Below are 19515 nucleotides of genomic sequence, written 5' to 3'. Positions count from 1 at the left end.
TACCGACTCCTCGAACCTTAAGGGGCTAAATCAGCGCAGCAGACCGCTGCCGCCGTAGCCTTTCAGGTTGGCTTTCTTCATCAGGGATTCGTACTGGTGCGAAACGAGGTGCGATTGTACTTGGGACATGAAGTCCATCACAACCACTACCACAATCAGCAACGAGGTCCCGCCAAGGTAGAACGGCACGTTTGCTGCTACCACCAGGAACTGGGGCAGAAGGCACACGGCCATCATGTAAAGAGCACCGAACATGGTCAAACGGGTCAGAACGCCATCAATGTAGCGCGCCGACTGCTCACCAGGACGGATGCCCGGAATAAAGGCACCGGACTTCTTCAGGTTTTCCGCTACGTCTTTCGGGTTGAACATCAACGCTGTGTAGAAGAAGCAGAAGAAAATGATCCCTGCACTAAACAGCAGAATGTTCAACGGCTGACCAGGAGCGATCGACTGCGAGATGTCCTGCAGCCAGCCCATACCTTCAGACTGACCGAACCAGGCACCCAGCGAAGCCGGGAACAGCAAGATGCTGCTCGCGAAAATGGCCGGGATTACCCCCGCCATGTTCACTTTCAGCGGCAGGTGGCTGGTCTGCGCAGCGAAGACCTTGCGGCCCTGCTGACGCTTGGCGTAGTGAACGGCGATACGACGCTGACCACGCTCGATGAACACCACGAAGCCGATAATCGCTACTGCCAGCAAACCGATTGCGACCAGGGCGAAGATGTTGATATCGCCTGTGCGTGCAGACTCGAAAGACTGCCCGATTGCTCTCGGAAGACCGGCAACGATACCTGCGAAGATCAACATCGAGATACCGTTGCCCACACCGCGCTCGGTGATCTGCTCGCCCAGCCACATCATGAACATCGCGCCCGCCACGAAGGTGGAGACGGCGACGACATGGAAGCCGAGGCCAACAGAAAACGCCACGCCCTGGTTGGCCAGGCCAATGGACATGCCAATGGCTTGGACCAGCGCCAGGATAACGGTGCCGTAGCGGGTGTACTGGCTGATCTTGCGACGGCCAGCTTCACCTTCCTTCTTCAACTGCTCCAGCTGCGGGCTGACAGCGGTCATGAGCTGCATGATGATCGATGCCGAGATGTACGGCATGATCCCCAGTGCAAAGATGCTCATGCGCTCCAGCGCGCCGCCGGAAAACATGTTGAACAAGCTAAGAATGGTCCCCTCATTCTGCCGGAACAGATCCGCGAGACGGTCCGGGTTAATGCCTGGTACCGGGATGTGCGCGCCAATCCGATAGACGATGATCGCCATGAACAGAAAACGCAGACGAGCCCAGAGTTCCGACATCCCGCCCTTACCGAGCGAAGAGAGAGCACCTTGCTTAGCCATTTATTCCTCGAACTTGCCGCCAGCTGCTTCGATAGCCGCACGTGCACCTTTGGTGACGGCGATACCCTTGAGGGTGACTGCGCGAGTGACTTCGCCCGACAGCATGATTTTCACACGCTGTACGTGCTGGCCGATCACGTTTGCGTCCTTCAGGGACTGAACGGTGATCAGATCGCCTTCCACCTTGGCCAGCTCGGACAGACGCACTTCAGCGCGGTCCATGGCTTTCAGGGAAACGAAGCCGAACTTCGGCAGGCGACGGTGCAGCGGCTGTTGACCGCCTTCGAAGCCTGGAGCGATGGAACCACCAGAACGGGAGGTCTGACCTTTGTGACCACGGCCACCGGTCTTACCCAGACCGCTACCGATACCACGGCCCGGACGGTGCTTCTCGCGACGGGAACCCGGCGCTGGACTCAGATCATTGAGTTTCATCGATTAACCCTCGACCTTCAGCATGTAGTAAGCCTTGTTGATCATCCCGCGGTTCTCGGGAGTATCCTGGACTTCTACAGTGTGACCGATACGACGCAGACCCAGACCCTTCACGCACAGTTTGTGGTTAGGGATACGGCCCGAGACGCTCTTGATCAGCGTAACTTTTACGGTTGCCATGATCAGATGATCTCCTCAACAGTCTTGCCGCGCTTGGCAGCAATGGACTCAGGGGATTGCATGGCTTTCAGACCCTTGAAGGTGGCGTGAACCACGTTCACCGGGTTGGTCGAACCGTAGCACTTGGCCAGGACGTTCTGAACGCCAGCAACTTCCAGGACGGCACGCATTGCGCCACCGGCGATGATACCGGTACCTTCCGAGGCAGGCTGCATGTAGACCTTCGAGGCGCCGTGGGCGGCCTTGGTGGCGTACTGCAGGGTGGTGCCCTTCAGGTCAACCTGAATCATGTTGCGACGAGCAGCTTCCATGGCTTTCTGGATCGCGGCAGGTACTTCGCGCGATTTGCCACGGCCAAAGCCAACACGACCCTTGCCATCACCTACCACGGTCAGCGCGGTGAAGGTGAAGATACGGCCGCCTTTAACGGTTTTGGCTACGCGGTTAACTTGAACCAGCTTCTCGATGTAGCCTTCGTCGCGCTTTTGATCGTTATTTGCCATAACTTAGAACTCCAGCCCGCCTTCACGAGCAGCATCAGCCAGCGCCTTGACGCGGCCATGGTACTTGAAGCCGGAACGGTCAAAGGCAACTTGAGATACACCGGCGGCTTTCGCGCGCTCAGCTACCAGCTTGCCAACCTTAGTGGCCGCGTCGATGTTGCCAGTGGCGCCATCACGCAGTTCTTTGTCCAAGGTCGAGGCGCTTGCCAGAACCTTGCTGCCGTCGGCCGAAATGACCTGGGCATAGATGTGCTGCGAGGAGCGGAACACGCACAGACGCACGGCTTCGAGCTCGTGCATTTTCAGGCGTGCTTTGCGAGCGCGACGCAGTCGAATAACTTTTTTGTCGGTCATTTGCTAGGCCCTACTTCTTCTTGGCTTCTTTACGACGGACTACTTCGTCCGCGTAACGCACACCCTTGCCCTTGTAAGGCTCTGGCGGACGGAAACCGCGGACTTCAGCGGCCACCTGACCCACCAGCTGCTTGTCGATACCCTTGATCAGGATGTCGGTCTGGCTTGGGGTTTCAGCGGTGATACCGGCTGGCAGTTCGTAATCCACTGGGTGCGAGAAGCCCAGAGCCAGGTTCAGGACGGTGCCTTTGGCCTGAGCTTTGTAACCAACACCGACCAGCTGGAGCTTGCGCTCGAAGCCTTGGCTTACGCCGTGGACCATGTTGTTCACCAGGGCGCGGGTGGTACCGGCCATGGCGCGAGCTTGCTGGTCACCGTTGCGAGCGACGAAACGCAGCTCACCAGCTTCTTCGGTAACTTCAACAGACGAGTGAACGTTCAGTTCGAGAGTGCCCTTGGCACCCTTTACCGAAAGCTGCTGACCGGCGAATTTGACTTCGACGCCTGCTGGCAGCTTAACGGGGTTCTTAGCGACGCGAGACATGCCTATCTCCCCTTAGAACACTGTGCACAGAACTTCGCCGCCGACACCGGCAGCGCGCGCAGCGCGGTCAGTCATCACACCTTTGTTGGTGGAGACGATAGACACGCCCAGGCCGCCACGTACTTTCGGCAGCTCAGAGACGGCCTTGTACTGGCGCAGGCCAGGACGGCTGGTACGCTTCAGTTCCTCGATGACCGGACGGCCTTCGAAGTACTTGAGTTCGATCGACAGGGAAGGCTTGGCTTCGCCGTTGACTTCGTAGCCGGCGATGTAACCTTCGTCTTTCAGTACTTTGGCAACCGCGACCTTCAGGGTAGAAGAAGGCATGCTTACGACAGACTTTTCAGCCATCTGGGCATTACGGATGCGAGTTAGCATGTCCGCTAACGGGTCCTGCATACTCATGGGCTAGATGCTCCTGATACAAGAATTATTAGCCTTGCGGCTATCACAACCACCCGAGCAGGCAGGGCAAAAAACCCGGGCTCAGGTGAGCCGGTCATTCTAGACACAAGGCAGAAACGAAACAAGCCCCATATAGGGGCTTGTTTCAATGCGAGGTCACCGGCGGTCGGAAGATCACTCCCCTTCCACCGGTGGTCACGCCAACCGGGATTACCAGCTGGCCTTGACCAGACCTGGCACGTCACCACGCATGGCGGCTTCGCGCAGCTTGTTACGGCCGAGGCCGAACTTGCGGTACACGCCGTGCGGACGACCGGTGATGCGGCAACGGTTACGCATGCGCGAAGCGCTGGCGTCACGTGGTTGCTTCTGCAGGGCGACAACGGCAGCGAAACGCTCTTCTGGAGAGGCGTTCAGGTTGACGATGGTCGCTTTCAGCTCGGCACGCTTTTTGGCGTACTTGGCTACCGTGAGCTGACGCTTCAGCTCGCGGTTTTTCATGCTCTTCTTGGCCATTTTCCTACTCCAATCAGTTGCGGAACGGGAACTTGAAAGCACGCAGCAGAGCGCGGCCTTCGTCGTCCGAACGAGCAGTGGTGGTCAGGGTGATGTCCAAACCGCGCAGAGCATCGATCTTGTCGTAGTCGATTTCCGGGAAGATGATCTGCTCTTTCACGCCCATGCTGTAGTTGCCACGACCATCGAAGGACTTGGCATTCAGGCCGCGGAAGTCGCGAACCCGAGGCAGGGAGATCGCCAGCAGGCGGTCCAGGAATTCGTACATCTTGTCGCTACGCAGGGTCACCTTGACGCCGATCGGCCAGCCTTCACGGACTTTGAAGCCCGCGATGGATTTACGAGCGAAAGTCACGACCGGCTTTTGACCGGTGATCTTTTCCAGGTCGGCAACAGCGTGCTCGATGACTTTCTTGTCGCCGATCGCTTCGCCCAGACCCATGTTCAGGGTGATTTTGGTAACGCGCGGAACTTCCATCACGTTCGACAGCTTAAGTTCTTCCTTAAGCTTGGGAGCGATTTCGTTCCGGTAAATCTCTTTCAGTCGTGCCATGGTCTTCTACCTAGCAGTGTTCAAGCATCAACCGCTTTTTGGGTCGACTTGAAGACACGAATTTTCTTGCCTTCTTCTACTTTGAAGCCAACGCGGTCAGCCTTGTTGGTTTCGCTGTTGAAGATGGCAACGTTGGAAGCGTGCAGTGGCGCTTCTTTTTCGACGATACCGCCCTGAACGCCCGCCATCGGGTTAGGCTTGGTATGACGCTTGACCAGGTTCACACCACCGATGACCAGACGGTCATCAGCCAGAACCTTCAGCACCTTACCGCGCTTACCCTTGTCTTTGCCGGCGATCACGATGATCTCGTCGTCACGACGAATCTTTTGCATGTCGGATCTCCTTAGAGCACTTCAGGGGCGAGCGAAACGATCTTCATGAACTTCTCGGTACGAAGTTCACGGGTCACTGGCCCGAAGATGCGAGTACCGATCGGCTCTTGCTTGGTGTTCAGCAGAACAGCAGCGTTGCCGTCGAAACGAATGATGGAACCGTCAGCGCGACGTACACCGTGACGGGTACGGACGACAACAGCGGTCATCACCTGGCCTTTTTTGACCTTACCGCGAGGAATTGCTTCCTTGACGGTAACTTTGATGATGTCACCGATACCGGCGTAACGACGGTGGGAACCGCCGAGCACCTTGATGCACATGACGCGACGAGCGCCGCTGTTATCGGCCACATCGAGCATGGATTGAGTCTGAATCATAAAATTTCTCCGACCCCTAGCCCTTAGACTTCAACAGCGCGTTCGAGGACTTCAACCAGTGCCCAGGACTTGGTCTTGGCCAGCGGACGGGTTTCACGGATGGAAACCTTGTCGCCGATCTTGCACTGGTTGGCTTCGTCGTGCGCGTGCAGCTTAGTCGAACGCTTAACGTATTTACCGTAGATCGGGTGCTTTACGCGACGCTCGATCAGAACGGTGATGGTCTTGTCCATTTTGTCGCTGACGACACGGCCAGTCAGCGTACGGACGGTTTTTTCAGCTTCAGCCATGATCACTTACCTGCCTGCTGGTTGAGCACAGTTTTCACGCGAGCGATGTCACGCTTAACTTGCGAGAGCAGGTGCGACTGCCCCAACTGGCCAGTTGCTTTCTGCATGCGCAGATTGAACTGGTCGCGCAGCAAGCCGAGCAGTTGCTCATTCAGTTGCTGTGCGGATTTTTCACGAAGTTCATTCGCTTTCATCACATCACCGTCCGCTTAACAAAGGAGGTGGCGAGTGGCAGCTTTGCAGCAGCCAGGGCGAAAGCTTCGCGCGCCAGCTCTTCAGAAACACCCTCGATCTCGTACAGGACTTTGCCTGGCTGAATCTGGGCAACCCAGTATTCCACGGAACCCTTACCTTTACCCATCCGCACTTCGAGAGGCTTCTTGGTAACCGGCTTGTCCGGGAACACACGGATCCAGATCTTGCCGCCACGCTTAACGTGACGGGTCAGGGCACGACGTGCCGACTCGATCTGGCGAGCGGTGAGACGACCGCGGGCGACAGCTTTCAGAGCGAACTCGCCGAAGCTGACCTTGCTACCGCGCAGTGCCAGACCACGGTTGTGGCCGGTCATCTGCTTGCGGAATTTTGTACGCTTTGGTTGCAACATTTGGCGTACCCCTTACTTAGCAGCTTTTTTACGAGGCGCTGGTGCTTGCGGCTTCAGCTCTTCCTGGCGACCACCAATAACTTCGCCTTTGAAGATCCAAACCTTCACACCGATCACACCGTAAGTGGTGTGAGCTTCGTAGGTGTTGTAGTCGATATCGGCACGCAGGGTGTGCAGGGGCACACGACCTTCGCGATACCACTCGGTACGTGCGATCTCGGCACCGCCGAGACGACCGCTCACCTGGATCTTGATGCCCTTGGCACCAATACGCATGGCGTTCTGCACGGCGCGCTTCATGGCGCGACGGAACATTACGCGGCGCTCCAGCTGCTGGGCTACGCTCTGAGCAACCAGCATGGCGTCGAGTTCCGGCTTGCGGATCTCTTCGATGTTGATGTGCACAGGCACACCCATCTGCTTGGTCAGGTCCTGACGCAGCTTCTCAACATCTTCACCTTTCTTGCCGATAACGATACCGGGACGGGCGGTGTGGATGGTGATGCGTGCAGTTTGAGCCGGGCGATGGATATCGATACGGCTAACGGACGCGCTTTTTAGTTTGTCTTGGAGGTACTCGCGAGTTTGCAGATCCTTCAGCAGGTAATCTGCGTAAGTCGCGCCGTCTGCGTACCAGACGGAGGTGTGCTCCTTGACGATTCCCAGGCGAATGCCAGTGGGATGTACTTTCTGACCCATCTGATCGACTCCGTTACTTGTCCGCAACCTTGACAGTGATATGGCAAGACCGCTTGACGATGCGATCAGCACGGCCTTTGGCACGTGGCATGATGCGCTTCAGCGAACGCCCTTCGTTGACGAAGACGGTGGAGACCTTCAGGTCATCAACGTCTGCGCCTTCGTTGTGTTCGGCGTTGGCAACGGCCGACTCGAGGACTTTCTTCATGATTTCAGCGGCTTTTTTGCTGCTGAAGGCCAACAGGTTGAGCGCTTCGCCCACCTTCTTCCCGCGGATCTGGTCGGCGACCAAGCGGGCTTTCTGGGCGGAGATGCGAGCGCCCGACAACTTAGCGGCTACTTCCATTTCCTTACCCCTTAACGCTTGGCTTTCTTGTCAGCCACGTGCCCGCGGTAGGTGCGGGTACCGGCGAACTCGCCCAGTTTGTGGCCGACCATGTCTTCGTTCACGAGAACTGGGACGTGTTGGCGACCGTTGTGTACCGCGATGGTCAGACCGACCATTTGTGGCAGGATCATCGAACGGCGCGACCAGGTTTTAACTGGCTTGCGATCGTTCTTCTCCACCGCCACTTCGACCTTCTTCAACAGGTGAAGATCGATAAAAGGACCTTTTTTCAGAGAACGTGGCACTGTCGTATCCCTCTAGTTACTTGCGACGACGGACGATCATGTTGTCGGTACGCTTATTACCACGGGTTTTAGCACCCTTGGTTGGGAAGCCCCATGGCGATACCGGATGACGACCACCGGAGGTACGACCTTCACCACCACCATGCGGGTGGTCAACCGGGTTCATGGCAACACCACGAACGGTTGGGCGAACGCCGCGCCAGCGTTTGGCACCAGCTTTACCCAGCGAACGCAGGCTGTGCTCGGAGTTCGAGACTTCGCCCAGGGTCGCACGGCACTCAGCCAGGACTTTACGCATTTCACCAGAGCGCAGACGCAGGGTCACGTAGACACCTTCACGAGCGATCAGCTGAGCCGAAGCACCAGCGGAACGAGCGATCTGAGCACCTTTACCCGGCTTCAGTTCGATGCCGTGAATGGTGCTACCTACTGGAATGTTGCGCAGTTGCAGGGAGTTACCGGCCTTGATTGGGGCCAGGGCACCTGCGATCAGCTGGTCGCCAGCGCTCACGCCTTTAGGGGCGATGATGTAGCGACGCTCACCGTCTGCGTAGCACAGCAGGGCGATGTGAGCAGTACGGTTTGGATCGTATTCGATACGCTCGACAGTGGCTGGGATGCCATCTTTGTCGTTGCGACGGAAGTCGACCAGACGGTAGTGCTGCTTATGACCACCACCCACGTGACGCGTGGTGATGCGGCCATTGTTGTTACGACCACCAGACTTCGATTTCTTCTCGATCAGCGGTGCGTGAGGAGCGCCTTTGTGCAGCTCCTTGTTGACCACCTTGACCACGAAACGGCGGCCAGGGGAAGTCGGTTTGCATTTAACGATTGCCATGATGCACCCCTTCCTTACTCAGCACTGCTGCTGAAATCGAGATCTTGGCCTGGCTGAAGGGAGACGATCGCCTTCTTCCAGTCATTACGCTTGCCCAGACCACGTGCGGTACGCTTGGTTTTACCCAGAACGTTAACGGTCGACACGTTTTCAACTTTTACGTTGAACAGGCCTTCGACAGCTTTCTTGATTTCCAGCTTGGTTGCATCGGTAGCAACCTTGAATACGAACTGGCCTTTTTTCTCAGCCAGAACGGTAGCCTTCTCGGAAACGTGCGGGCCAAGGAGGACTTTGAATACGCGTTCCTGGTTCATCCCAGCAGCTCCTCGAATTTCTTCACGGCCGAGACAGTGATCAACACTTTCTCGTATGCGATCAGACTGACCGGGTCGGAACCTTGAACGTCACGTACGTCGACGTGCGGCAGGTTGCGAGCAGCCAGGTACAGGTTCTGATCAACAGCGTCCGAAACGATCAGTACGTCGCTCAGACCCATGCCGTTCAGCTTGTTCAGCAGGTCTTTGGTTTTCGGTGCTTCAACAGCGAAGTCCTGAACCACGACCAGACGGTCGCTACGCACCAGCTCGGCGAGGATGGAGCGCAGGGCTGCGCGGTACATCTTCTTGTTGAGCTTCTGCGAGTGATCTTGAGGACGAGCTGCGAAGGTTACACCACCGCCACGCCAGATCGGACCACGGGTAGTACCGGCACGAGCACGGCCAGTACCTTTCTGACGCCATGGGCGCTTACCGCCACCGGCTACGTCAGAACGGGTCTTCTGCTGCTTGGTGCCCTGACGGCCGCCGGCCATGTAGGCCACGACTGCTTGGTGTACCAGCGTCTCGTTGAATTCGCCACCGAAAGTCAGTTCGGAAACTTCGATCGCCTGAGCGTCATTTACATTAAGTTGCATGTCAGTTTCCCCTTACCCGCGAGCCTTGACAGCTGGACGCACAACCACGTCGCCGCCAGTAGCGCCTGGAACGGCACCCTTGATCAGCAGCAGGTTGCGTTCAGCGTCTACGCGTACTACTTCCAGGGACTGCACAGTCACGCGCTCAGCGCCCATGTGACCGGACATTTTCTTGCCCTTGAATACACGACCAGGAGTCTGGCACTGGCCGATGGAGCCAGGGACACGGTGCGATACGGAGTTACCGTGGGTGTTATCTTGACCACGGAAGTTCCAGCGCTTGATGGTACCGGCGAAGCCTTTACCTTTGGACTGACCGGTTACGTCTACCAGCTGGCCTGCAGTGAAGAGTTCAGCTTTGATCAGATCGCCAGCCTGGAAATCGCCTTCTTCAAGACGGAACTCCCAGACACCGCGACCAGCGGCAACGTTGGCCTTGGCAAAGTGGCCTGCCTGAGCGGCGGTCACACGCGAAGCACGACGCTCGCCGACAGTGACTTGCACTGCACGGTAGCCATCAGTTTCTTCGGTTTTGAACTGGGTGACGCGATTCGGCTCGATCTCGATGACCGTGACCGGAATGGAGACACCTTCTTCGGTGAAAATACGGGTCATGCCCGCTTTCCGACCGACTACACCAATAGTCATGTTGTAAACCTCATGAGTGTACGGGGCTTTCACCCGCTATGGCCGCCCATTTCAGAGCGTTACACGACCAGACCGAAGTCTTAGCCGAGGCTGATCTGTACTTCCACGCCGGCCGCCAGATCGAGCTTCATCAGCGCGTCAACGGTTTTATCCGTTGGCTGGACGATGTCCAGAACACGCTTATGAGTGCGGATCTCGTACTGGTCACGCGCGTCTTTGTTGACGTGCGGGGAGACCAGAACGGTGAAACGCTCTTTGCGGGTAGGCAGTGGAATTGGACCACGCACTTGTGCACCAGTACGTTTCGCGGTTTCCACGATTTCCTGGGTGGATTGGTCGATCAGGCGATGGTCGAAAGCCTTCAACCTGATACGGATTTGCTGATTTTGCATTGGATTTCAGACTCCAGGCTGTTCCCAACGGACGCACTACGCCCGCTAAAAGGAGGCGTGATTCTATAGACGCCCCAATTTAGTGTCAACCCAATAAAAAAAGCCCCCGCTGAGCGGGGGCTTTTTCAATCGGTCGAGTGATTACTCGATGATTTTGGCTACGACGCCGGCGCCGACGGTACGACCGCCTTCACGGATGGCGAAACGCAGACCGTCTTCCATTGCGATGGTCTTGATCAGGGTGACAGTCATCTGGATGTTGTCACCTGGCATTACCATTTCAACGCCTTCCGGCAGTTCGCAGTTACCGGTCACGTCAGTGGTACGGAAGTAGAACTGAGGACGGTAGCCTTTGAAGAACGGAGTGTGACGGCCGCCTTCTTCCTTCGACAGGACGTAGACTTCTGCGGTGAACTTGGTGTGCGGCTTGACCGAACCTGGCTTGACCAGAACCTGGCCACGCTCAACGTCGTCACGCTTGGTACCACGCAGCAGAACGCCGCAGTTCTCGCCAGCACGACCTTCGTCCAGCAGCTTGCGGAACATCTCAACACCGGTGCAGGTGGTGGTGGTGGTGTCACGCAGACCAACGATTTCCAGGGCGTCTTGAACGCGGACGATACCACGCTCGATACGACCGGTAACAACGGTACCACGACCCGAGATCGAGAATACGTCTTCGATTGGCATCAGGAACGGCTGGTCGATGGCACGAACTGGCTCAGGGATGTAGGCATCCAGAGTTTCTACCAGCTTCTTGACAGCGGTAGTGCCCATTTCGTTGTCGTCTTTGCCTTCCAGCGCCATACGAGCCGAACCGATGATGATCGGGGTGTCGTCGCCTGGGAAGTCGTAGGTGGACAGCAGGTCGCGAACTTCCATCTCGACCAGTTCCAGCAGCTCAGCGTCGTCTACCAGGTCAGCCTTGTTCAGGAAGACCACGATGTACGGAACGCCAACCTGACGGGACAGCAGGATGTGCTCACGGGTTTGTGGCATCGGACCATCGGCGGCCGAGCAAACCAGGATCGCGCCGTCCATCTGGGCAGCACCGGTGATCATGTTCTTCACGTAGTCAGCGTGACCTGGGCAGTCAACGTGAGCGTAGTGACGAATGTTCGAGTTGTACTCGACGTGCGCGGTGTTGATGGTGATACCGCGAGCTTTTTCTTCCGGAGCCGAGTCGATCTTGTCGAACTCAACGACGGCCGAACCGAAAACTTCGGAGCAGACGCGGGTCAGAGCTGCGGTCAGAGTGGTCTTACCGTGGTCAACGTGGCCGATGGTGCCGACGTTAACGTGGGGAAGGGAACGATCAAATTTTTCTTTAGCCACGACAGTGAACCTCTTGCCTAAAGGGGATTAGCCTTGTTTTTTAACGAGTGCTTCGACGATGTTCGACGGAGCTTCGGCGTATTTGGAGAATTCCATGGAGTAGCTTGCGCGACCCTGAGACATGGAACGAACGTCGGTTGCGTAACCGAACATCTCTCCGAGCGGTACCTCAGCAGTGATTACCTTGCCGGACACCGAGTCTTCATTACCCTGGATCATCCCGCGACGACGGCTCAGGTCACCCATCACGTCACCCAGGTAGTCTTCCGGGGTTACAACTTCGACCTTCATGATCGGCTCAAGGACCACGCCACCACCCTTCTGGGCCAGTTGCTTGGTCGCCATCGAAGCGGCGATCTTGAACGCCATTTCGTTGGAGTCGACATCGTGGTACGAACCGTCGAATACCGTAGCCTTCAGGCCGAGCAGCGGATAGCCGGCAACAACGCCGTTTTTCATCTGCTCTTCGATACCCTTCTGGATCGGGGCGATGAATTCCTTAGGAATCACACCACCAACGACTTCGTTGGTGAACACCAGACCTTCGGTGATGTTGCCCTTGTCGTCGACGTCCGGCTCCGAGAAACGGATCCAGCAGTGACCGAACTGACCACGACCACCCGACTGACGAACGAACTTGCCTTCGATCTCGACGTTGGACTTGGTGATCTTCTCGCGGTACGAAACCTGCGGCTTGCCGACGTTGCACTCGACGTTGAACTCGCGCTTCATGCGGTCAACGAGGATGTCCAGGTGCAGCTCACCCATACCGGAGATGATGGTCTGGCCGGTTTCTTCGTCGGTCTTGACGCGGAACGACGGGTCTTCCTGGGCCAGCTTGCCCAGCGCGATACCCATCTTCTCCTGGTCAGCCTTGGTTTTCGGCTCTACGGAGAGCGAAATTACAGGCTCAGGGAAGTCCATACGCTCGAGGATGATCGGCTTGTCGGCGTTGCACAGGGTGTCACCGGTAGTGACGTCCTTCATGCCGATCAGAGCAGCGATGTCGCCAGCGCGCACTTCCTTGATCTCTTCACGCTGGTTAGCGTGCATCTGCACCATACGACCAACGCGCTCTTTCTTGCCCTTGACCGAGTTGATGACGGAGTCACCGGAGGTCAGGAAGCCCGAGTAAACGCGGACGAAGGTCAGAGTACCAACGAACGGGTCGGTAGCGATCTTGAACGCCAGAGCCGAGAACGGCTCGTTGTCGTCAGCAGGACGCTCGTCGTACTGTTCTGCAGTGACTTCGTCCTTCGGCACGTCGATCAGATCAGGGTGGATACCCTTGATCGCAGGGATCTCGGTTGGCGCAGGCAGGAAGTCGATAACGGCGTCGAGAACCAGGGGAACGCCCTTGTTCTTGAACGAGGAACCGCAGACAGCAGGAACGATCTCGCTCGCCAGGGTACGGGCGCGCAGACCAGCCTTGATGTCTTCGACGGACAGGTCACCTTCTTCAAGGTACTTGTTCATCAGCTCTTCGTTGGCCTCGGCAGCAGCCTCGACCATGTTGCTGCGCCATTCGTTGGCCAGGTCCACCAGCTCGGCAGGAATTTCTTCCTCGCGGTAGGTAGTACCTTTGTCGTCGTCGTTCCAGTAGATGGCTTTCATCTTGATCAGGTCAACCTGACCCTGGAAGTCGTCTTCCGCACCGATAGCCAGCTGGACCGGAACCGGGGTGTGACCCAGACGGTTCTTGATCTGACCGACAACGCGCAGGAAGTTGGCACCAGCACGGTCCATCTTGTTCACGTAGACAACACGTGGAACGCCGTACTTGTTGGCCTGACGCCATACGGTTTCGGACTGCGGCTCAACGCCGGAGGTACCGCAGAACACAACGACCGCGCCGTCGAGTACGCGCAGCGAACGCTCAACTTCAATGGTGAAGTCAACGTGGCCGGGGGTATCGATGACGTTTACGCGGTAGTTGTCGTACTGACCACGGGAACCCTTCCAGAAGGTGGTAACGGCAGCGGAGGTAATGGTGATACCGCGCTCCTGCTCCTGCACCATCCAGTCGGTGGTCGCGGCGCCGTCATGCACCTCGCCCATCTTGTGGCTCAGACCTGTGTAGAACAGGATCCGCTCGGTAGTGGTGGTCTTGCCCGCGTCAACGTGGGCACAGATACCAATGTTACGGTAGCGGTTAATTGCTGTAGTACGAGCCATAAAGCCCTCGCAAAATGATTGATGCTTGAATTAGAAGCGGTAGTGCGAGAACGCTTTGTTGGCTTCAGCCATACGGTGAACGTCTTCACGCTTCTTGACTGCAGCACCTTTGCCTTCGGCAGCATCCAGCAGTTCACCGGCCAGGCGCAGAGCCATCGACTTCTCGCCGCGCTTGCGGGCGTAGTCTACGAGCCAGCGCATTGCCAGAGCGTTACGACGGGACGGACGAACTTCAACCGGGACCTGGTAAGTGGCACCGCCGACACGGCGGGACTTTACTTCGACCAGCGGAGCGATGGCGTCGAGAGCTTTCTCGAAGATTTCCAGGGGGTCGCTGTTCTTGCGTGCTTTGACTGCGTCCAGGGCACCGTAAACGATGCGCTCGGCCACGGCCTTCTTGCCGCTTTCCATCACGTGGTTCATGAACTTGGCGAGGATCTGGGATCCGTACTTCGGATCGTCCAGGATCTCACGTTTTGCTGCTACACGACGTCTTGGCATGATAAGCCCTCAAACGGTCTTCAGGTTAGCCCGGGACGTGGGTCTTCGACCCCTGCCCGACCTTACTCTTATCGACTCAAAAAATTGGATATGTGCAAACGGCCGATTACTTCGGACGCTTGGTACCGTACTTCGAACGACCCTGGTTACGGCCTTTGACGCCCGAAGTATCCAGAGAGCCGCGAACGGTGTGGTAACGAACACCTGGCAAGTCTTTTACACGGCCGCCACGAATCAGGACGACGCTGTGCTCTTGCAGGTTGTGGCCTTCACCACCGATGTACGAGGAAACCTCGAAACCGTTGGTCAGACGCACACGGCATACTTTACGCAGTGCCGAGTTAGGTTTTTTCGGCGTGGTGGTGTACACGCGGGTGCACACGCCACGACGCTGCGGGCAGTTCTGCAGCGCAGGAACGTCGGACTTCTCGACCGAACGCTTACGCGGCTGACGTACCAGCTGGTTGATAGTTGCCATCTACTAGCTCCACTGATTGTCTTGCGACTCTATTGTCTTGCAAGAAAGCCAAAAATTGGCGAGACGGAGCCTCACCAAATTTAAGGGTACAAAAGTCTAAAGAGGATCTTGCACCCAGTCAAGACGAGGCCCCGGCCCTCCTCGCCCGGTCATCGGCAACAAATCATGTCGCCGATGCCCGCCCGAGGCTTGCCGGGGCCCTGCCCTGTACTTAGTTACCGCTGGAATTCAGTGCTTCGGTCAGTGCGGCTTCCACCTCACTGGCGCTCACACGCAGCGGTTTGTCGGCATCACGGCGACGCTTGCGCTCGCTGTGGTAGGCCAGACCGGTACCGGCCGGGATCAGACGACCCACGACCACGTTCTCTTTCAGGCCGCGCAGGTAGTCACGCTTGCCGGTTACCGCCGCCTCGGTCAGTACACGGGTGGTTTCCTGGAAGGAAGCCGCCGAGATGAACGATTCGGTGGACAGCGAAGCCTTGGTGATACCCAGCAAAACACGGGTGAACTTGGAGATGAACTTGTCTTCGCCGGCGAGACGCTCGTTCTCTACCAGGACCTGAGTCAGTTCCATCTGGTCGCCCTTGATGAAGCTGGAATCGCCCGACTCGGAGATCTCGACCTTGCGCAGCATCTGACGCAGGATGGTCTCGATATGCTTGTCGTTGATCTTCACGCCTTGCAGACGGTAAACGTCTTGGATCTCGTTGACGATGTACTTCGCCAGCGCGCTCACACCCAGCAGACGCAGGATGTCGTGCGGATCGCTCGGACCGTCGGAGATAACTTCGCCGCGGTTGACCTGTTCGCCTTCGAAGACGTTCAGATGGCGCCACTTCGGAATCAGCTCTTCATACGGATCGCTACCGTCGGTCGGAGTGATGACCAGGCGACGCTTGCCCTTGGTCTCTTTACCGAACGCGATGGTGCCGCTGACTTCAGCCAGGATCGAGGCTTCTTTCGGACGGCGCGCTTCGAACAAGTCGGCAACGCGTGGCAGACCACCGGTGATGTCACGGGTCTTCGACGTTTCTTGCGGGATACGCGCGATAACGTCACCGACGCCGATCTGGGCACCGTCAGCCACGCCGACGAGGGCGTTGGCCGGCAGGAAGTACTGGGCAGGTACGTCGGTACCTGGCAGGTACAGGTCCTTGCCATTGGCGTCGACCATCTTGATTGCCGGACGGATTTCCTTGCCTGCGGCAGGGCGATCCTTGACGTCCAGAACTTCAATGTTGGTCAAACCGGTCAGTTCGTCGGTCTGACGCTTGATGGTGATGTTTTCTTCCATGCCCACGAAGGTCACGGTACCTTTCAGCTCGGTAACGATCGGGTGGGTGTGCGGGTCCCACTTGGCGACGATGGCGCCAGCTTCGACCTTGTCACCTTCCTTGACCGAAATCACGGCACCGTAAGGCAGCTTGTAACGCTCACGCTCACGACCGAACTCGTCGGCAATCGCCAGCTCGCCGGAACGCGATACGGCAACCAGGTTACCGTCGGCACGCTCAACCTGTTTCAGGTTGTGCAGGCGCACCATACCGCCGTTCTTCACCTGGACGCTGTCAGCAGCCGAAGTACGGCTTGCAGCACCACCGATGTGGAACGTACGCATGGTCAGCTGGGTACCCGGCTCACCGATCGACTGCGCAGCGATAACGCCGACAGCTTCACCGATGTTCACCTGGTGACCACGAGCCAGGTCACGACCGTAGCACTTGGCGCAGATGCCGTAGCGGGTTTCGCAGCTGATCGGCGAACGCACGACGACTTCGTCGATGCTGTTCAGCTCGATGAACTCGACCCACTGCTCGTCGACCAGGGTACCGGCCGGAACGATGACGTCCTCGGTGCCTGGCTTGAATACGTCACGGGCGATGACACGACCCAGTACGCGCTCACCCAGCGGCTCGACAACGTCGCCGCCTTCGATGTGCGGGGTCATCAGAAGGCCCTGGTCGGTGCCGCAGTCGATCTCGGTCACGACCAGGTCCTGGGCAACGTCTACCAGACGGCGAGTCAGGTAACCGGAGTTCGCGGTTTTCAACGCGGTATCCGCCAGACCTTTACGAGCACCGTGAGTCGAGATGAAGTACTGCAGTACGCTCAGACCTTCACGGAAGTTCGCGGTGATCGGCGTCTCGATGATCGAGCCGTCCGGCTTGGCCATCAGGCCACGCATACCGGCCAGCTGACGGATCTGAGCGGCGGAACCACGCGCACCGGAGTCGGCCATCATGTACATCGAGTTGAAGGACTCTTGCTCGACTTCCTTGCCCTCGCGGTCGACGACCTTCTCTTTCGAGAGGTTGGCCATCATCGCCTTGGACACTTCGTCGTTCGCCTTGGACCACAAGTCGATGACCTTGTTGTACTTCTCGCCCTGGGTGACCAGGCCGGAGGCGTACTGGCTCTCGATTTCCTTCACTTCGTCGGTAGCGGTACCGATGATGCGGGCTTTCTCGTCCGGGATAACGAAGTCGTTAACGCCGATCGAAACGCCGGAAATGGTCGAGTAGGCAAAACCGGTGTACATCAGCTGGTCAGCGAAGATCACGGTCTCTTTCAGACCCACCACGCGGTAGCACTGGTTGATCAGCTTGGAGATCGCCTTCTTCTTCATCGACTGGTTGACGACGTCGAACGGCAGGCCGGCCGGTACTACCTGGAACAGCAGCGCACGGCCGACAGTGGTGTCGACGATACGGGTGTTCTTGGTGATGCTGCCATCACGGTCTTTCACGGTTTCGTTGATACGAACCTTGATTTTCGCGTGCAGGGCGGCTTCGCCGGCGCGGAAAACGCGGTCGACTTCCTGCAGGTCGGCGAATACGCGACCTTCGCCCTTGGCATTGATGGCTTCACGGGTCATGTAGTACAGACCCAGTACCACGTCCTGCGACGGAACGATGATTGGCTCACCGTTGGCTGGGGACAGGATGTTGTTGGTCGACATCATCAGCGCGCGCGCTTCGAGCTGGGCTTCCAGGGTCAGCGGCACGTGAACGGCCATCTGGTCACCGTCGAAGTCGGCGTTGTACGCGGCGCAGACCAGCGGGTGCAGCTGGATAGCCTTACCTTCGATCAGTACCGGTTCAAAGGCCTGGATACCCAGACGGTGCAGGGTCGGCGCACGGTTGAGCAGTACGGGGTGTTCGCGGATCACCTCGGCGAGAACGTCCCACACCTCCGGCAGCTCGCGCTCGACCATCTTCTTGGCAGCCTTGATGGTGGTCGCCAGACCACGCATTTCCAGCTTGCCGAAAATGAACGGCTTGAACAGCTCGAGGGCCATCTTCTTCGGCAGACCGCACTGGTGCAGACGCAGGGTCGGGCCTACGGTAATTACCGAACGACCGGAGTAGTCCACGCGCTTACCGAGCAAGTTCTGACGGAAGCGACCTTGCTTACCTTTGATCATGTCGGCCAGGGACTTCAGCGGACGCTTGTTCGAGCCAGTGATGGCGCGACCGCGACGGCCGTTGTCGAGCAGGGCGTCGACCGCTTCCTGCAGCATGCGCTTTTCGTTGCGCACGATGATGTCCGGCGCCGACAGATCGAGCAGGCGCTTCAGACGGTTGTTACGGTTGATCACCCGACGATACAGGTCGTTCAGGTCGGAGGTCGCGAAGCGGCCGCCATCCAGCGGAACCAGCGGACGCAGGTCCGGCGGCAGTACTGGCAGGACGGTCAGGACCATCCACTCAGGCAGGTTGCCCGACCCCTGGAAAGCTTCCATCAGCTTCAGGCGCTTGGACAGCTTCTTGATCTTGGTTTCCGAGTTGGTCTGCGGAATTTCTTCGCGCAGGCGGCCGATCTCGTGCTCCAGGTCGATAGCGTGCAGCAGCTCGCGGACAGCCTCGGCACCCATGCGGGCGTCGAAGTCGTCACCGAACTCTTCCAGCGCTTCGAAGTACTGCTCGTCGTTCAGCAGCTGGCCCTTCTCGAGGGTGGTCATGCCCGGATCGATCACCACGTAGCTCTCGAAGTAGAGCACGCGCTCGATGTCACGCAGGGTCATGTCCATCAGCAGGCCGATACGGGACGGCAGCGACTTCAGGAACCAGATGTGGGCAACCGGCGAGGCCAGTTCGATGTGCGCCATGCGCTCACGACGAACCTTGGCCAGGGCAACTTCAACGCCGCACTTCTCGCAGATCACGCCGCGGTGCTTGAGGCGCTTGTACTTGCCGCACAGGCACTCGTAGTCCTTGACTGGGCCAAAGATCTTGGCGCAGAACAGGCCGTCACGCTCAGGCTTGAACGTACGGTAGTTGATGGTTTCCGGCTTCTTGACTTCACCGAACGACCACGAACGGATCATTTCAGGCGACGCCAGACCGATGCGGATGGCGTCGAACTCTTCGACTTGACCCTGGTTTTTCAGCAAATTCAGTAGGTCTTTCAAGGCCTTTCCTCCTGGCGGAGCAGGG

At 57.8% G+C, this 19515-nt stretch carries 27 protein-coding genes; all 27 read right to left on the bottom strand.

Annotated elements, in window-relative coordinates; all coding sequences use genetic code 11:
- Window positions 1-30: 30 nt before the first annotated feature.
- The 27 genes from secY to rpoC all read right to left on the bottom strand — a co-directional run bounded on the left by secY (window position 31) and on the right by rpoC (window position 19490).
- A complete protein-coding gene (gene secY, locus LU688_RS02345; protein ID WP_003257108.1) occupies window positions 31-1362 on the bottom strand; it encodes a preprotein translocase subunit SecY in 1332 nt (443 codons plus the stop codon).
- Window positions 1363-1797 (bottom strand): 50S ribosomal protein L15, encoded by a 435-nt coding sequence (gene rplO / locus LU688_RS02340; RefSeq protein ID WP_011531896.1) that lies wholly within the window; start codon window positions 1795-1797, stop codon window positions 1363-1365.
- A 3-nt stretch (window positions 1798-1800) separates the two neighbouring features.
- Window positions 1801-1977 carry a 50S ribosomal protein L30 gene (rpmD, locus tag LU688_RS02335; RefSeq protein ID WP_011531895.1) on the bottom strand — a complete coding sequence of 59 codons (177 nt, stop codon included), beginning with the start codon at window positions 1975-1977 and terminating at the stop codon, window positions 1801-1803.
- 2 nt (window positions 1978-1979) lie between these two features.
- Window positions 1980-2480 (bottom strand): 30S ribosomal protein S5, encoded by a 501-nt coding sequence (gene rpsE, locus LU688_RS02330; RefSeq protein WP_023629184.1) that lies wholly within the window; start codon window positions 2478-2480, stop codon window positions 1980-1982.
- 3 nt (window positions 2481-2483) lie between these two features.
- Window positions 2484-2834, bottom strand: coding sequence for a 50S ribosomal protein L18 (gene rplR / locus LU688_RS02325; protein ID WP_023629183.1), 351 nt, complete (start codon window positions 2832-2834; stop codon window positions 2484-2486).
- Window positions 2835-2844: 10 nt separating this feature from the next.
- The gene (gene rplF / locus LU688_RS02320; protein WP_038707244.1) at window positions 2845-3378 is read right to left on the bottom strand and encodes a 50S ribosomal protein L6; all 534 of its coding nucleotides are present in this window, start codon (window positions 3376-3378) and stop codon (window positions 2845-2847) included.
- A 12-nt stretch (window positions 3379-3390) separates the two neighbouring features.
- Window positions 3391-3783, bottom strand: coding sequence for a 30S ribosomal protein S8 (gene rpsH, locus LU688_RS02315; protein WP_023629182.1), 393 nt, complete (start codon window positions 3781-3783; stop codon window positions 3391-3393).
- Window positions 3784-3993: 210 nt separating this feature from the next.
- Window positions 3994-4299, bottom strand: a complete 306-nt coding sequence (rpsN, locus tag LU688_RS02310; protein ID WP_023629181.1) for a 30S ribosomal protein S14 — start codon at window positions 4297-4299, stop codon at window positions 3994-3996.
- Window positions 4300-4312: 13 nt separating this feature from the next.
- Window positions 4313-4852 carry a 50S ribosomal protein L5 gene (gene rplE / locus LU688_RS02305; protein ID WP_003255474.1) on the bottom strand — a complete coding sequence of 180 codons (540 nt, stop codon included), beginning with the start codon at window positions 4850-4852 and terminating at the stop codon, window positions 4313-4315.
- A gap of 20 nt (window positions 4853-4872) precedes the next feature.
- A complete protein-coding gene (gene rplX / locus LU688_RS02300) occupies window positions 4873-5187 on the bottom strand; it encodes a 50S ribosomal protein L24 (protein ID WP_023629180.1) in 315 nt (104 codons plus the stop codon).
- 11 nt (window positions 5188-5198) lie between these two features.
- Complete coding sequence (rplN, locus tag LU688_RS02295; RefSeq protein WP_008089810.1) at window positions 5199-5567, bottom strand: 50S ribosomal protein L14; 369 nt, start codon at window positions 5565-5567, stop codon at window positions 5199-5201.
- Between the two features lie 23 nt (window positions 5568-5590).
- Entirely contained in the window at window positions 5591-5857 is a 267-nt protein-coding gene (gene rpsQ / locus LU688_RS02290; RefSeq protein ID WP_003255478.1) for a 30S ribosomal protein S17, read from the bottom strand.
- 2 nt (window positions 5858-5859) lie between these two features.
- Window positions 5860-6051: a 50S ribosomal protein L29 gene (gene rpmC, locus LU688_RS02285; RefSeq protein WP_002555481.1), complete on the bottom strand. Its 192-nt coding sequence runs from the start codon at window positions 6049-6051 to the stop codon at window positions 5860-5862.
- Entirely contained in the window at window positions 6051-6464 is a 414-nt protein-coding gene (gene rplP, locus LU688_RS02280; protein WP_009397508.1) for a 50S ribosomal protein L16, read from the bottom strand. Before rplP ends, rpmC begins: the two co-directional genes overlap by 1 nt.
- Window positions 6465-6476: 12 nt before the next feature.
- Window positions 6477-7163, bottom strand: coding sequence for a 30S ribosomal protein S3 (gene rpsC / locus LU688_RS02275; protein ID WP_011531889.1), 687 nt, complete (start codon window positions 7161-7163; stop codon window positions 6477-6479).
- 13 nt (window positions 7164-7176) lie between these two features.
- Complete coding sequence (rplV, locus tag LU688_RS02270) at window positions 7177-7509, bottom strand: 50S ribosomal protein L22 (protein WP_003103908.1); 333 nt, start codon at window positions 7507-7509, stop codon at window positions 7177-7179.
- A gap of 11 nt (window positions 7510-7520) precedes the next feature.
- A complete protein-coding gene (gene rpsS, locus LU688_RS02265) occupies window positions 7521-7796 on the bottom strand; it encodes a 30S ribosomal protein S19 (protein WP_003255482.1) in 276 nt (91 codons plus the stop codon).
- A gap of 16 nt (window positions 7797-7812) precedes the next feature.
- Window positions 7813-8637, bottom strand: a complete 825-nt coding sequence (rplB, locus tag LU688_RS02260) for a 50S ribosomal protein L2 (protein ID WP_003255483.1) — start codon at window positions 8635-8637, stop codon at window positions 7813-7815.
- Between the two features lie 14 nt (window positions 8638-8651).
- Window positions 8652-8951 carry a 50S ribosomal protein L23 gene (rplW, locus tag LU688_RS02255; RefSeq protein ID WP_003255484.1) on the bottom strand — a complete coding sequence of 100 codons (300 nt, stop codon included), beginning with the start codon at window positions 8949-8951 and terminating at the stop codon, window positions 8652-8654.
- Window positions 8948-9550, bottom strand: a complete 603-nt coding sequence (rplD, locus tag LU688_RS02250; protein ID WP_003255485.1) for a 50S ribosomal protein L4 — start codon at window positions 9548-9550, stop codon at window positions 8948-8950. The genes rplW and rplD overlap by 4 nt, the downstream gene beginning before the upstream one ends.
- 12 nt (window positions 9551-9562) lie before the next feature.
- Window positions 9563-10198: a 50S ribosomal protein L3 gene (rplC, locus tag LU688_RS02245; protein ID WP_011531887.1), complete on the bottom strand. Its 636-nt coding sequence runs from the start codon at window positions 10196-10198 to the stop codon at window positions 9563-9565.
- An 80-nt stretch (window positions 10199-10278) separates the two neighbouring features.
- The gene (gene rpsJ, locus LU688_RS02240; RefSeq protein ID WP_003186070.1) at window positions 10279-10590 is read right to left on the bottom strand and encodes a 30S ribosomal protein S10; all 312 of its coding nucleotides are present in this window, start codon (window positions 10588-10590) and stop codon (window positions 10279-10281) included.
- A 141-nt stretch (window positions 10591-10731) separates the two neighbouring features.
- Window positions 10732-11925, bottom strand: coding sequence for an elongation factor Tu (gene tuf, locus LU688_RS02235; RefSeq protein ID WP_038707241.1), 1194 nt, complete (start codon window positions 11923-11925; stop codon window positions 10732-10734).
- A gap of 27 nt (window positions 11926-11952) precedes the next feature.
- The gene (gene fusA, locus LU688_RS02230) at window positions 11953-14100 is read right to left on the bottom strand and encodes an elongation factor G (RefSeq protein WP_023628751.1); all 2148 of its coding nucleotides are present in this window, start codon (window positions 14098-14100) and stop codon (window positions 11953-11955) included.
- Window positions 14101-14130: 30 nt separating this feature from the next.
- Window positions 14131-14601: a 30S ribosomal protein S7 gene (gene rpsG / locus LU688_RS02225; RefSeq protein WP_023628750.1), complete on the bottom strand. Its 471-nt coding sequence runs from the start codon at window positions 14599-14601 to the stop codon at window positions 14131-14133.
- 106 nt (window positions 14602-14707) lie between these two features.
- Window positions 14708-15079: a 30S ribosomal protein S12 gene (gene rpsL, locus LU688_RS02220; RefSeq protein WP_003255492.1), complete on the bottom strand. Its 372-nt coding sequence runs from the start codon at window positions 15077-15079 to the stop codon at window positions 14708-14710.
- 211 nt (window positions 15080-15290) lie between these two features.
- Window positions 15291-19490: a DNA-directed RNA polymerase subunit beta' gene (gene rpoC / locus LU688_RS02215; protein WP_038707242.1), complete on the bottom strand. Its 4200-nt coding sequence runs from the start codon at window positions 19488-19490 to the stop codon at window positions 15291-15293.
- Window positions 19491-19515: the final 25 nt, after the last annotated feature.

The sequence above is a fragment of the Pseudomonas soli genome, assembly GCF_021283165.2.
GTDB classification, from domain to species: domain Bacteria; phylum Pseudomonadota; class Gammaproteobacteria; order Pseudomonadales; family Pseudomonadaceae; genus Aquipseudomonas; species Aquipseudomonas soli.
Note: the sequence above shows the minus strand (reverse complement) of the source record. Positions and strands in the feature narration are given on the sequence as shown.